This window comes from Actomonas spartinae (assembly GCF_051209155.1).
In the GTDB taxonomy this organism is placed as follows: Bacteria; Verrucomicrobiota; Verrucomicrobiia; order Opitutales; family Opitutaceae; genus Actomonas.
Map to the genome: position 1 here is coordinate 89938 of NZ_JBPJGB010000003.1, position 14170 is coordinate 104107.

The window sequence follows — 14170 nt, forward strand, 5'->3', positions numbered from 1 at the left end:
CCGAGGGTTACGCGGTCAGGACCACCACGTCCTGCGACTCGACGTGGGCGTAAAGTTGACCGTCACCCGCGCCAGCCACGTGGCGCGGATTGAGCTCGTAGACCTTGAGGGTTTGGCCGTTGGACACGAAGTCATACTGGGCGACCTCACCGAGGTAAACCGACTCGCCGATCCGCCCGGCGACCGCGTTGATGTCGCCGCCCTTGTCGCGCAACGACCAGCACTCCGGCCGGATCGACAAGGTCACCGCGGCGCCCTGCGCGGGGTTCTCCGCCGGGTCGCCCAGCACCCCGTGAAAACGCCCGACCGCGGTGTCGACGACCGCGGTATCGCCATCGCGCGAAACCAAGGTGCCCTCAATCAAGTCGGTCTCGCCGATGAAATGTGCCACTGTCTTGCGACGCGGGCGGCGATACACCTCCTGCGGAGCGCCCACCTGAAGGATGTGACCGCTTTCCAGAATCGCCATGCGGTCCGAGATCGAGAGGGCCTCCTTCTGGTCGTGGGTGACGTAGACCGTGGTGAGTTGAAACTCTTTGCACACGCGCCGGATCTCGGTGCGCATCTCGAGTCGGAGTTTGGCGTCGAGATTCGAGAGCGGTTCGTCGAGCAACAAGCAACGCGGCCGGATCACCAGTGCACGCGCCAACGCCACGCGTTGCTGCTGACCACCGGAGAGTTGATTCGGCGAGCGCTCGGCGTAGGCGCTCATGCGCACCGATTCCAGCGCCTCCCCCACCCGTCGCTTGATGTCGGCTTTCGGCACCTTGCGTTCCTCCAAACCGAACGCGACATTCTGCGCCACGGTCATGTGCGGCCACAGCGCGTAACTTTGAAACATCATGCCAGTGTTTCGCTTGTGCGGCTCCAGCCGCGTCACGTCTTCGTCACCGAAGCGAATCGTGCCAGCCTCCGGGATGTAGAACCCGGCCAGGCTTCGCAGCAAAGTCGTCTTCCCACAGCCACTCGGGCCCAGAAGAAAGAACAACTCGCCGGGTTCTATACGCAGGTTCAACTGGTGGAGCGCCACCGTGGTGCCGAACCGCTTGGTCAACTGGTCAACTTGGATTGAAATCATGCCGCGCGGAGCTGACTCGCAGGCAACGAGCGGCCCTATGCCTAGTCAAAGTAAATAACCTTTCCCAACGACCCTCTGCCCTTGCGCGCACGGCACCGATGCTGCTCCATCGCTCGGCATGGCTAGCACGTTGAAGATCCATCCCGCTCACGCAGACCTCGAGACCATTCTCGTATCCGAAGCGTCGATCAAACGACGCATCAAAAAGCTCGGGCTGGAGATTCAGCAAACCTACGGCGATGGCGAGGAGGAGATCACCGTTATTTCCATCATCAATGGCGCCATCCTCTTCACCGCCGATCTCCTGCGCGCCATTCCGAATCCGGTGCGCTTGGACTGCATCCGCATCTCCAGCTACCGCAACGAGACCAAGTCGATCGGCAAGCCGAAGCTCGTCCACAGCCTGACCCTCGACATCACCAATCGCCACGTCCTGCTCATCGACGACATCCTCGATACCGGCAAGACCCTGGCCATGGTCACCAACGTCATCAAAAAGCTGAACCCGGCCAGCGTAAAGACCTGCGTCCTGCTCGATAAGAAGGGCCGCCGCGAAGTGCCGTTCGACGCCGAGTTTGTGGGCTTCGAGATCCCGGACAAATTTGTGGTCGGCTACGGCCTCGATTTCGCCGAGCGCTACCGCAACCTGCCCTGCATCGGTGTCCTGAAACCGGATCTGCAGAATCCGCCGGAATGGGCCTGACGCCGCCCGCGCCGAAGTTTTGAATAGTCCTCGACGTTCCAACGTCTCAAGGACTATGAAAGCTTCACTCACCGCCGTCCTGCTCACCTTAAGCGTCTCACTGGGATTCGCCCAGCGCGGCGATCACGATGAACGTCCGGCACCGCGGGTGATCCTCTTCTCTGGGAATCACTACACTGGCGAACGGATCGAACTGGAGCCCGGCGAGCAGATCGACGACTTCCGCTTTCAGCGCTTCCCCAGTGGGCGCAATGCCAACAATCGGGTGTCCTCTGTCCTCATCGAGGGCGATGCCGAGGTGACGCTCTTCGAATACCGCGACTTCAAAGGAGACCACATCACCCTCCAGAGCAGTTCACCGGCGCTCGACCGCATCCATCTCGTTTCCGGCGAGGAGGATTGGGGCAACAACCTTTCGTCAGTGATCGTGCGGGAACGCGAACAACGGGGCCGCAACCGCGGCGACCGGGACCGTAACGACCGCGACCAGGATGATCGCGCCCACCGCGGTGACCGCCGGGATGATGACGATCGCCATGGCGATGCTCACCGTGGCGACCGGGACCGGGATTGGGACCGGAACGATGACCGCCATTCGCACTCCCCTCACGAACGCGAGTGGGAACGCGAACGTGAGCGCCAGCGCGAATTGGAACGCCAGCGTCGCGCCGAAGCACGTGCCCATGAACGCCGTCAGCGTGAAACCGAAGCCGTCGTGCGACGCGCCTACCAGGACATTCTTGGTCGCGATGCCGACCCGCAGGGCCTGCAAACCTACGTCGGCATCATGCAGGACCGCGGCTGGGACGAAGCCCGCCTGCGCAAGGAATTCGAACGCAGCACCGAATACCGCACCGTGACCGTGCCGCGCGAGATCACCGAAATTTATCGCGACTTGCTTGAACGCGAACCCGACCCGGCCGGCCTGCGCTTCTACACCGACCGCGTGGTGCGCGCCAACTGGAGCTTTTCGCGTGTGCGCGACGCACTCATGCGCAGCCCCGAATATCGCACGAAGCAGCGCTCCCGCTGAATCACCAATACAGAGAAAGACAGGAACGCCTGTCCCACTAAGAGCGCTGCGACCGCGCATTGAACGACACCACAAAAAAGCCGCCCGATTCGGGGCGGCTTTTGCGTGAAAGGACTCCGGCGGAGATTCGCTTAGGAACCGACCTCGGCATCGGCATCGGCATCAGCCGAGCTCGTCGGGTCGCTGGGTTCGATATCCTCGAACTCAAGCTTGTCGCCATTGCGCACCACGCGCACCGGCTCGCCGTCCTTGACCGTGCCACGAATGATGGCCTCGGCCAACGGATCCTCAAGGTAGTGCTCGACAGCTCGGCGCAGCGGACGCGCGCCATACTTTTCGTCGTAGCCCTTGTCGATGAGCAGCGTCTTGGCCTCCTCGGTGAACTCGAGGGTGATCTTCCGTTCGGTAAGGCGGCTGGCGAACTTCTTGACTTCGATTTCGACGATCTTGACCAGGTCGCTCTTCTCCAACGGACGGAAGAAGATGATGTCGGAAATGCGGTTCAGGAACTCCGGCTTGAAGACACGCTTGGCTTCCTCGAGCACCTTCTCACGCATCATTTCCATGTCCGAGAAGCTGCCGCTGGCGGCGGCGAAACCCATCGAGGTCTGACGCTGCAGGAGCGAAGCGCCGACGTTGGAGGTCATGATGATGATGGTGTTGCGGAAGTCGACTTGGCGGCCAAGCGAGTCGGTCAGACGACCGTCTTCCAAAATCTGGAGGAGCAATTGCAGCACATCCGGGTGCGCCTTCTCGATTTCGTCGAAGAGGATGACCGAATACGGCTTGCGACGCACAGCCTCGGTGAGCTGCCCGCCTTCCTCGTATCCGACGTAGCCGGGAGGCGAACCGACGAGGCGGGAGACGGCGAACTTCTCCATGTATTCGCTCATGTCGATCTGCACGAGCGCGTCCTGGTTGCCGAACATCTGGGCGGCAAGTTGTTTGGCCGTCTCGGTCTTACCGACACCGGTCGGACCAACAAACATGAACGAGCCGATCGGACGACGCGGATCCTTGAGATCGGCGCGGGAGCGACGCAGCGCGCGGGCGATGGCCTTGGCGGCGACCTCCTGACCGACGACGACCTTTTGGATCTCGTTTTCGAGGTTCAGCAGACGCTCGGTTTCCTTCTTCTCCATGCGGGAGAGCGGGATGCCGGTCCAGTCGGCGACGACCTGCATCATGAGGTCCTCGTCGATGGTGATCTTGTTCTCTTCGCGCTCCTTCTTCCAAGTCTCGGTGACTTCCTCCTGCTTGGCGCGGAGCTGCTTCTCTTTATCACGGAACTGGGCGGCTTCCTCGAAGTGCTGGCCGGCGATGGCCTCTTCCTTCTTGGCACAGACCTCTTCGATCTCCTTGGCGAGATCTTCGAGTTCCGGCGGTCGATTGAGCGAAGAGATCCGGGCGCGGGCACCGGCTTCGTCCATGACGTCGATGGCCTTGTCAGGCAGGAAGCGGCCGGTGATGTAGCGATCGGAAAGCTTGGCGGCCGTCTCGAGCGAGAGATCGGTGAAGATCGCCTTGTGGTGATCCTCATACTTGCCGCGGATGCCCTTGAGGATCGTGACCGTGTCTTCGACGGACGGCGGCTCGACCTTAACGGACTGGAAGCGGCGATCGAGGGCGCTGTCCTTCTCGATGTATTTGCGATACTCGTTGAGGGTGGTCGCACCGATGCACTGGAGCTCACCGCGAGACAGCGCGGGCTTGAAGATGTTGGACGCGTCCATCGCGCCTTCGGCGGCGCCGGCCCCCACGATGGTGTGCAGCTCGTCGATGAAGAGGATGATGTTCTTGGCGCGCTTGATCTCGTCCATCACGGCCTTGATGCGCTCCTCGAACTGGCCGCGGTATTTGGTGCCGGCAACCATGAGCGCGAGGTCGAGGGTGATGACCTTCTTGTCCAAGAGGATTTCCGGCACGATGCCGCTGGAGATCTCTTGGGCCAGACCTTCAACGATGGCGGTTTTGCCGACACCGGCTTCACCGATGAGCACCGGGTTGTTCTTGGTGCGGCGGCAGAGGATTTGGATGACGCGACGAATCTCGTGCTTACGACCAACCACCGGATCGAGTTCACCCTTGCGAGCGAGTTCGGTGAGGTCGCGACCAAAAGCTTTGAGCGCGGGCGTCTTGACGTCCTTCTTGTCGTCACCTCCGCCCCGCGGGGACGGAGCGGCGGCCTCTTCGGCGCCCGGGTCATTTTCGCCACCGGAGAACTGTGGATCGAGCTCGCGGAGGATCTCGTTGCGGGTGCGCTCGATGTCGATGTCGAGGGACTTGAGCACGCGGGCGGCGACCCCCTCACCTTCGCGGAGTAGGCCGAGCAGGATGTGCTCGGTGCCGACGTAGGAGTGGTTGAGGGCCTTGGCCTCCTTGCCGGCGAGCGCGAGGACCTTCTTCACGCGGGGCGTATAAGGGATGCTGCCCTGGGTTTTGGACTCGGTGCCGGTGCCAACCTGCTTTTCGACCGCGCCGCGCACGGTCTCGAGGTCCAAGCCCATCTTCTGCAACACGCTCACTGCCACGCCCTGGCCCAGCTTGATCAAACCAAGCAGGATGTGCTCCGTGCCCACGTAGTTGTGGTTGAAGCGGTCGGCCTCCTTTCTGGCCAAGGCCAGGACTTGTTGGGCTCGTGGTGTGAAATTATTCATCGGCTCAGACATGAAAGGGTTTTGGGAAAATCAATTAATCCCGGGCTTGGAGTAGCCGGGAGTCGGGAAATTGGCAAACTCAGACCTTAATAGATCGGCACGAAGCCGGTCTCGTTCATCAGATTCTAGCTTCGGCTTTTCCGCCCGGTGCAGAATGTGGCCCGGCTGAGCCTCGATGAAGAGCCGGTCGACGACCGTGCGGTGTTCGTCCGGAAGGTAGCCCAGATCGACGCCGAGCCGCACCAGCGAGAGCAAGTTCATCGCCTCGGATGAGCTTATTACATGCCCATGCTTCAGGATTCCGTAGGCGCGACCGATTTTGTCGGGCAATTTGGCCGGATCGCTCTCGAGGAGCTTTGCGCGGGCATTGAGTTCGTGCTCAACAATCGACTGGAGAACGTTTTGCAAGCGCTTGACAATATCCAGCTCCGACTCGCCGAGCGTGGTCTGATTGGAGATCTGGAACATGCTGCCGCTCGCGTCGGAACCTTCACCGAACAGGCCGCGCACGACCATGCCGAGCTGGTTCACCGCGCGCACCACCTTCTCCATCTGACCGGCGATCACGAGGGCCGGCAGGTGCATCATGGCGGAGGCGCGCATGCCGGTGCCAAGATTCGTCGGACAGGCCGTCATATAGCCCAGCTTGGGCGAGAAGGCGTAATCAAGTTCGGCTTCGATCGCGGAATCGAGGTTGTCGATCGCAGTCCACGTGCGCTTGAGTTGGAAGCCGTTGCGCAGAACTTGGATACGAAGGTGGTCTTCCTCGTTGATCATCACCGAGACGCTTTGATCCTTGTTGATGACCGCACCGGCGCCGGCCTTGCTTTCCACGAGTTCGCGACTGACCAAATGACGCTCCACCAAAACCTGGCGATGCAGCGACTTGAGTTCATCGACCGCGACACTGAAGCCGCGTTTCATCGGACTCGTGCCCAGCACAGCCTCCTTGCATTGGGCGAAGACCTCTTTCCGCTCCGCGACGTCGGCCCGGCCCGGGAAACGATGCGCGGCCAAGTTGCGGGCCAGCCGGATGCGGGTCATCAGCACCACCGGGCATTTGGTCGTGGCGTTGTCGGTCAGTTCCGCGCGGGCGGAGAGAAGTTTGTCGATGTCGAGGGGCATCAGCTGGTGGTGGTGAGGCCGGCTTCCTGGCGGACTTGCACGATTTCGTCGCGGAACTTGGCGGCATCTTCGTAGCGCTCCGCCTTGATCGCGCTCTGCAGTTCGGATTCGAGCTCATGCAGGCGATCGTGCAGTTGTTTGCGCTGCAGCGCGCGGTCGGGAACTTTGCCCGTGTGGAGCGTGCCCTTGTGCATGTTGTCCAGCATGGGCTCCAACAAATCGGTGAAGGTCTCGTAGCACTGCGGGCAGCCAAAACGACCGGTCTTCTTGAAGTCCTCCGGCGCGTAGCCGCACTGCTCACAACGCAGCCCGGCCGGCGCGGTCGGCTCGGGGTTGAGCGAGGCCTTGAGCAGCAGGTCGGCGAGCGAGAAACCACTTGGGTCGGTGACCCCCTTCGCTTGCGCACAGGACTCACACAAGTCGACCTTGTGGACCTTATGATTCACGATCTGCGTGAGGTGCACGGTCGCGGGATTGTCACAGAGGTCGCATTTGAGCGGACTAGCCATGTTGGTGTAAAAATTGGGAAAAGGTGGAGCGACAGTCTACCGGGAATTCAGCGAAGGCTCACGATTCCCGCCGTCTGCAAACATCATGCCACTCCTCGCCTAGGTGGCAAGGCCCACGCATGAGATTAATACACGGTCCCAGAACCGCGCCAATCGGGTCGGTCCTGTCACACCTCGTGCGCCGTGCTGGCACAGGTGCCGTGACTGCGATCAGAGCTTGGTGCCGTCCTCGCGGACCAGCTGGCGGAAGGCGTCGAGGATCTGCTTGAAGATCGGGCCCGGCGTGCCTGAACCGATCTCGCGGCCGTCCAACTTGACGACCGGAATGACCTCGGCCCCCGTGCCGGTGAGGAAGCACTCGTCGGCGTTCCAAATGTCGTAGCGGGTGAGATCATGTTCCTCGATCGGCACGCCCAACTTGGTCGCGAGATCGAAGATCGCGTCGCGGGTGATGCCGCGCAGCGCGCCTTGCTGGGCCGAAGGCGTGTAGATTTTGCCCTTGTGGACGATGAAGACATTGTCGCCGGTGCACTCCGCCACCATGCCTTGGTCGTTCAACATGATGGCCTCAAGCGCGCCAAACTGCTGCGCCTCCATTTTGGCCATGATGTTGTTCAGGTAGTTGAGAGACTTGATCGCCGGGCTCAGCGCCGCCGGGTTCATGCGGCGGGTCGGCACCGTGACGATGGCCAGACCGTTGTCGTAGTGCTCCTGCGGGTAGAGTTTGATCTTGTCGGCGATGACGAAGAGCGAGGGTTTCGGGCACAGCCACGGAGACAAACCGAGGTCGCCCTTGCCGCGGGTGGCCACGAGGCGGATGTAACCATCCTTGAGACCGTTGGCGCGGCACGTGTCGCAAACTGCGTCACTGATTTCCTGGCGACTCCACGGCATCTTGAGCAGGATCGCCTTGGCTGAGTATTCGAAGCGCTCCAAGTGCTCTTCCAGGCGGAAGACATTGCCGTCATAAATTCGAATACCCTCGAAAATACCGTCTCCATAAAGGAGTCCGTGATCGAACACGGAAATCTTGGCATCCGCCGAATCCACCAATTGGCCGTCGAGGTAAACTTTCATAGGTGGCCGGACGCTAGGAAGAGCGTCGCGCAATTGTCCAGCTCGGCGCGGACTTTCTTCTTGTGTTCCGGTCGCCCCGATAAGCGACTGTAACGCAGGAACCCCGCCCTTCCGATGACACTCAATCGCCGCTCTTCCGCGGGCTTCTCGCTCATCGAGTTGCTCACCGTGATCACCATCATCGGTATCCTCGCCGCCATCATCATCCCCTCGATGGGCGGCGCCCGGGATTCGGCCCAACGGGCCGTCGACGGCAGTAACCTGAGCCAAATCGGCAAGGCCGCCATGCTTTACTCGACCGCCAATCGCGACGCCCTGCCCAACCCCGCCCAGTCCAGCCGGCCCGTCGGCGGCACCAACCAGGCCTATTGGCAGTGGTTCGGCCAACTCGCGCGTTACGGCGGTCTCAACGACCCGACACTACTCGTCTCCAAACTCGACAGCGCCGTCGACCCCGCCGCACTCCCGCTGACGGTGCTAGACCCCGATGTGACCTCCCCCCCCACGCTCAACACCGAGCTCACGGCTCTCGGCACCCTCTCTTGGAACGTCGTGGCCGGCCTGCGCGCCGGCGACCCGCCCACCACCCCGGTCGCCTTCACCCGCGGCCTGCGCACGGATGGCACGTGGGCCGACCAAGGCTCCGCCGAAGACGACCCCAACCGCGGTGTCTACGGCGGCACAGGCGGTTACGTCGTTTTCCTCGGCGGCAACGTCGAATTTTACGCTTCTCTGGACAACGCCCTGATCTCCAACACCGGCAAGCCCACCTCCAACCTTCGCCAAGCCGTGCCCAATCGCAGCGACGTGCGCATCCTTGGCATTGACTCCGCCAACGGCATCGCCAGCCCCAACGGCACCACTGCCCTGCCGGGCCCCTGATCCAGCGCCCCCGGTCGCCCCCCTTGCTTTCCACGCCCGGCACTTGTGGCCGGGCTTTTTGTTTTACAATTAACCGTTTACTGACTTCCCGGGCCCTTGCACGATCCCGCGCTAAACACACCTACATGACCGCAGCTCCCAACGCGCCTCACACATACATCATAGGTCACCGCAATCCCGATGCCGATGCGGTCTGCTCCGCCATCGCTTATGCCGCGCTCAAACATGCTCAAGGACACACCGGCTACGTCGCGGCCCGTTGCGGTAACACCAACGCTCGCATCGACACCATCCTGTCGCGCTTCAAACAACCCGCGCCGATTTACATCACCGACGTCACGCCGCGCGTCCGCGACGTGATGATCGAAAACGTGGTCTCTGTCTCCGACCACTCGACCTGCGCCGAAGCCTTGGAACTTGTCGACCGCCACGACGTGCGCGTCCTCCCCGTCATCTCCGACGAGCGCTACGTGAGGGGCCAGCTCTCCATCTTCGACCTCGGCGGCTTCTTCGTTCCGAAGGTCAGCGCCCCCCGGGAGATGCGCAAAGTGGTGACCAGCCTCGGCGCCATCGCCCGCACCCTCGGCGCCAAGGTCCTCAACCCCGTTCGGCTCGACGAGAAAGAAGAGCTTTTCGTCCGCATCGGCGCCATGGATGTGCGCTCCTTCTGGAAGGTCTCGAAGGATGAGAACATCCCGTCCGATCGCTCGCTCGTCGTCGTCGGCGACCGCTGGGACATCCAGCAGCGCTCCATCCAAAACGGTGTCCGGGCCCTCATCATCACCGGCAACCTGCCCGTCGAGGAGGAGGTCATCTCGCAGGCCCGCGAGGCCGGCGTGGCCATTCTCTCCAGCCCGCACGACACCGCCACCACCTCCTGGTCGATCCGCACCGCCTCCAGCATCGAGCCGCTCGTGCAGACCAAGTTTTCGTCGCTCTCGCCCGACACCCGCTTGAGCGACCTGCGCAAGAAGATGGCCGCGTCCAATGCCCAGGCCTTCATGGTGCTCAACGACGACGGCCGGCTCGCCGGCATCCTCACCAAGACCGACATGCTGCGCCCCGTGAAACGTCGCCTCATCCTCGTCGATCACAACGAGATGACCCAGGCCGTGCCCGGCGCCGATCAGGTTGAGATCGAGGAGATCATCGACCACCACCGGCTCGGCTCCCTCAACACCGCCCGCCCCATCTTCTTCATCAACGAGCCCATCGGGTCAACCTGCTCCATCATCGCCGACCTCTACCGCCGGTCCAACATCGAGCCCACCCCCGAGATCGCCGGTATCATGATGAGCGGCATCATCTCCGACACGCTCCACCTGCACAGCCCGACCTCGACCGAAAAGGATGCGGAGCTTCTGCAGTGGCTGTCGCAAATTGCCGGCGTGGATTCGAAGCAGCTCGCCGACGAGATTTTCGCCTCCGGCTCCGTCATCCTGTCGATGAAGCCCGACCAAGTGCTCCGCTCCGACCACAAGATCTACGAGGAGGACGGGGTGCGCTTCGCCGTCTCGCAGGTCGAGGAGCTCGGTTTCGGCAACTTTTGGCAACACCACCGCCCTTTGGCCGATGCGTTGGACAAACTCTGCCGCGACGAGAAGCTGGTCTTCGCCTGCCTGCTCATCACCGACATCAACACGCAGAACTCCCTGCTCCTCGCCAAGGGTGACCCCGAGATCATCGACCGCATCAACCACCCGCACGTCGAGAAGGACGAGATCTTCGACATGCCCGGCATCGTGAGCCGCAAGAAGCAGCTCATCCCCTACCTCGGCAGCGTGCTGAAAGAAATGCAGGCCGACGGCGCCGTGCCCACCGCGCGCGGCGAAACCGAGGCGCCCTTCACGCCCTCCACCACCTGAGCGCCACTCTGCCCGCGCTCGCTGCCCGCGTCCGTCCCTTCCTCGATTCCCTTTCCCTCAATCCATGAGTGACTCCACTGCCGAAACCCCGGCTCCCGCCCACCCGACCGATTTCATTCGCGACATCGTCGCCGCCGACCTCGCCGCCGGCCGCCACACCGGCATCGTGACCCGCTTCCCGCCGGAGCCCAACGGCTACCTGCACCTCGGCCACGCCAAGTCCATCTGCCTCAATTTCGGCATCGCGCTCGAGAACAACGGCCGTTGCAACCTGCGCTTCGACGACACCAATCCGATCAAAGAGGACACCGAATTCGTCGACTCCATCACCGCCGATATCCGCTGGCTCATCGGCGGTTGGGCCGATCAGGTGCTGGGCGAAAAGACCAAGGGCGACAAACCGGTCACCCGCGAGCTCGACGGCAAAACCGACTTCTACGCCGAACCCGCCCCCGCCGGTGCCGCGGCCGACTCCATCGAACCCTTCTTCGCCAGCGACTACTTTGAGCAGCTCTACACCTACGCCGAGCAACTCATTCTCAAGGGCAAGGCCTTTGTCTGCGACCTCACGCCCGAAGAAACCGACGCCTACCGCGGCCCGCCCACCGAGCCCGGTCGCAACAGCCCCTACCGCGATCGTTCCATCGAAGAAAACCTCGACCTGTTTCGTCGCATGCGCGCCGGCGAGTTCCCCGACGGCGCCCGCACCCTGCGCGCCAAGATCGACATGGCCTCGCCCAATGTCTGGCTGCGCGACCCGCTCCTTTACCGCATCCGCCACGTCGACCACCACCACGCCGGCAAGGGTTGGTGCGTGTATCCACTTTATGACTTCGCCCACTGCCTGAGCGATTACCTCGAAGGCATCACCCATTCGATTTGCACCCTTGAGTTCGTGGTGCACCGCCCGCTCTACGATTGGATTCTGGAAGCGCTCGAACTGCCGCGCGCCGTGCCCCACCAATACGAGTTCGCGAAGCTCAACCTCGCCTACACGCTCTTCAGCAAGCGGCGCCTGATGCGCCTGGTGCAGGAGAAGCACGTCAACGGCTGGGATGACCCGCGCATGCCCACGCTCGCCGGTCTGCGTCGCCGCGGCGTGCCCGCCGCCGCTGTGCGCAACTTCGCTTACCGCATTGGTATCACCAAGTTCGAAAGTGTCACCGAAGCCGCCGTTTTCGAAGGCGCCATCCGCGATGAACTCAACGCGAAAGCCGAACGTCGGCTCGCCGTGCTCGACCCGATCAAGGTCGTGCTGACCAACATCGAGCCCGGCGAAAGCTACGCGTGCGAAGCGCCGAACCATCCGCAGGACGACTCCCTCGGCACGCGCTCGCTCCATCTCACCCGCGAGGTTTACATCGAAGCCGAGGACTTCGCCGAAGTGCCCCCGCCGAAATTCCGTCGCCTCAAGCCCGGCGGCAGTATCCGCCTCAAATACGGCTGCATCATCGACTATCAGGACGTCGTGAAGGACGAAAACGGCAAGGTGATCGAAGTGCACTGCACCGCCGACCTCACCACCCGGCGCGGCGAGCCCAACGCCGACCGCAAGGTCAAGGGCACCGTCCATTGGGTCAGCGCCGCCGATGCGGTCGACGCCACCGTGCGTCTCTACGATCGTCTCTTCACCGTCGCCGAGCCCGGCGCCGAGGAGGACTTCACCTCCGTGCTCAACCCGGATTCGCTCGTCACCGTTTCGGCCAAGGTCGAACCCGCCCTGCTCGCCGCCGCCCCTGAACAGTGTTTCCAGTTCGAACGCATGGGCTATTTCGCCGCGGACCGGGTCGAAAGCCAACCCGGCGCGCCGGTTTTCAACCGCACCATCACCCTCCGCGACACCTGGTCCAAATAACTCCCCCGAGTCATGCCCCGCATCCTGATCGCCGACGACAATGATGAACTGCTGGAATTCCAGCGCCTCTTTCTGACCGAAAACGGCTTCAACGTTCTCACCGCCCGCAACGGTGAGGAGGCCATCAAACTGATCGCCGAAAACAGCGACATCGATCTGCTCGTCACCGACGTGCTCATGCCCGACAAGGAAGGCGTCGAGACCATCCTCGAGTTACGCAAGTCAGCTCCCGCGCTGCCCATCATCGCCATCTCCGGCGGCGGTCACGTCGGCGCGGTTGACTACCTGCAACTGGCCCATTCCGCCGGGGCCAAGGCGACGCTCTCAAAGCCCTGCCCGCCCTCCGTCCTGCTCAGCACAATCCGCTCCGTGCTGTCCGATCAGGGCTGAGCAGCGCACCGCTGTAGCCGGGGTCGTCGTCCCCAGTTCGTCGTCGGTGTTTGCTGTAGCCGGGGTCGGTGACCCCGGTCTCCGTAATCGCGTGTCAACCGGGCTCACCGCGCCCGGCTACAAAACGGTCGATTCATCGCTCCGCGTCGTTGAAGATCGTCTGCACCCAGCGCTCGGTCGTGATCCAACCCTGCCCCCATTCCGCCCACGGTTCCATGACGCCGCTGCGCAGGATGTCGCCAATGTTCTGCCCGGCCGACTTTGCCTCGCGCACGAGCGAAACCGTCTCCCGGATCATGTCGCGATAGCTCAACAGATCCGCCTTCGTCGCCAGCGCGCCGTGCCCGGGGATGATGTGCGTTCCATCATCAACAGAATCAGCCACCGCGCTCACCGCCGCGAGATAACCGTCGATCGAACCGCCGCTGTTCAGGTCGACGTAGGGGAAACGGCCATTGAAGAACAGGTCTCCCATGTGCACCACGTTGGCGTGGCTGAAGCGAATCACGCTGTCACCATCGGTGTGCCCCGGACCGTGGTGCAACAAACTGATATCCTCGCCCCCGAAATGCACCGTGGCGTCGTGCCCAAACGTAATAACCGGCAAAGCCGCTGCCGGCTTGCCCTCACCGCCACTCAAGCGCGCCCGCACGTTCTCATGCGCCACGATCGTCGCGTGTGCGCCGAAATGTTCGTTGCTGCCAGTGTGGTCCCCATGATGGTGCGTATTCAGAACGTATTTGAGCGGCGCGTCGCTCACCGTGGCGATCGCGGCTTCGATCTTCCCGGCGAGCGGCAGGAACTGGTCGTCCACCATCAAAACACCGTCGTCGGCGACCAGCAAACCGATGTTGCCACCGCGCCCTTCGATCATGTGCACGCCACCTCGCAGCGGCGTCACCTTCATCTCCACCGCCTCCCAATCATCCTGCGCAAACAGCGAGGAAACTCCGAGAATCAGGGCGGCGGGAAAAAGGCGGGGGCAGTTCATGCCCG

12 protein-coding genes are annotated in these 14170 nt (G+C 62.5%); 6 read left to right on the plus strand and 6 right to left on the minus strand.

Annotated elements, in window-relative coordinates; translation table 11 throughout:
* Positions 1 to 7: 7 nt before the first annotated feature.
* Entirely contained in the window at positions 8 to 1078 is a 1071-nt protein-coding gene (locus tag AC0MRV_RS15395) for an ABC transporter ATP-binding protein (RefSeq protein WP_472765384.1), read from the minus strand.
* Positions 1079 to 1196: 118 nt separating this feature from the next.
* Between AC0MRV_RS15395 and hpt the strand changes: the two genes are divergently transcribed.
* Positions 1197 to 1781 carry a hypoxanthine phosphoribosyltransferase gene (gene hpt, locus AC0MRV_RS15400; protein ID WP_472765385.1) on the plus strand — a complete coding sequence of 195 codons (585 nt, stop codon included), beginning with the start codon at positions 1197 to 1199 and terminating at the stop codon, positions 1779 to 1781.
* A 55-nt stretch (positions 1782 to 1836) separates the two neighbouring features.
* On the plus strand, positions 1837 to 2814 hold the full coding sequence (locus tag AC0MRV_RS15405) for a hypothetical protein (protein WP_472765386.1): 978 nt from the start codon (positions 1837 to 1839) through the stop codon (positions 2812 to 2814).
* Between the two features lie 131 nt (positions 2815 to 2945).
* Here AC0MRV_RS15405 and AC0MRV_RS15410 read toward each other — a convergent pair whose 3' ends face one another.
* From AC0MRV_RS15410 to ilvE, 4 genes are all read right to left on the minus strand, one after another.
* Positions 2946 to 5471, minus strand: a complete 2526-nt coding sequence (locus AC0MRV_RS15410) for an ATP-dependent Clp protease ATP-binding subunit (RefSeq protein ID WP_472765387.1) — start codon at positions 5469 to 5471, stop codon at positions 2946 to 2948.
* 30 nt (positions 5472 to 5501) lie between these two features.
* A complete protein-coding gene (locus tag AC0MRV_RS15415) occupies positions 5502 to 6596 on the minus strand; it encodes a protein arginine kinase (protein ID WP_472765388.1) in 1095 nt (364 codons plus the stop codon).
* Positions 6596 to 7105, minus strand: coding sequence for a UvrB/UvrC motif-containing protein (locus AC0MRV_RS15420; RefSeq protein ID WP_472765389.1), 510 nt, complete (start codon positions 7103 to 7105; stop codon positions 6596 to 6598). Before AC0MRV_RS15420 ends, AC0MRV_RS15415 begins: the two co-directional genes overlap by 1 nt.
* A 210-nt stretch (positions 7106 to 7315) precedes the next feature.
* Complete coding sequence (ilvE, locus tag AC0MRV_RS15425; RefSeq protein ID WP_472765390.1) at positions 7316 to 8182, minus strand: branched-chain-amino-acid transaminase; 867 nt, start codon at positions 8180 to 8182, stop codon at positions 7316 to 7318.
* Positions 8183 to 8296: 114 nt separating this feature from the next.
* On the opposite strand from ilvE, the gene AC0MRV_RS15430 reads away from it, so the two are divergent.
* From AC0MRV_RS15430 to AC0MRV_RS15445, 4 genes are all read left to right on the plus strand, one after another.
* Complete coding sequence (locus AC0MRV_RS15430) at positions 8297 to 9064, plus strand: type II secretion system protein (protein ID WP_472765391.1); 768 nt, start codon at positions 8297 to 8299, stop codon at positions 9062 to 9064.
* Between the two features lie 125 nt (positions 9065 to 9189).
* A complete protein-coding gene (locus AC0MRV_RS15435) occupies positions 9190 to 10929 on the plus strand; it encodes a putative manganese-dependent inorganic diphosphatase (protein WP_472765392.1) in 1740 nt (579 codons plus the stop codon).
* A 64-nt stretch (positions 10930 to 10993) separates the two neighbouring features.
* Positions 10994 to 12784 carry a glutamine--tRNA ligase gene (gene glnS, locus AC0MRV_RS15440; RefSeq protein ID WP_472765393.1) on the plus strand — a complete coding sequence of 597 codons (1791 nt, stop codon included), beginning with the start codon at positions 10994 to 10996 and terminating at the stop codon, positions 12782 to 12784.
* 12 nt (positions 12785 to 12796) lie between these two features.
* Positions 12797 to 13174 (plus strand): response regulator, encoded by a 378-nt coding sequence (locus tag AC0MRV_RS15445; protein ID WP_472765394.1) that lies wholly within the window; start codon positions 12797 to 12799, stop codon positions 13172 to 13174.
* Between the two features lie 133 nt (positions 13175 to 13307).
* Here AC0MRV_RS15445 and AC0MRV_RS15450 read toward each other — a convergent pair whose 3' ends face one another.
* Positions 13308 to 14165, minus strand: coding sequence for an MBL fold metallo-hydrolase (locus tag AC0MRV_RS15450; protein WP_472765395.1), 858 nt, complete (start codon positions 14163 to 14165; stop codon positions 13308 to 13310).
* Positions 14166 to 14170: the final 5 nt, after the last annotated feature.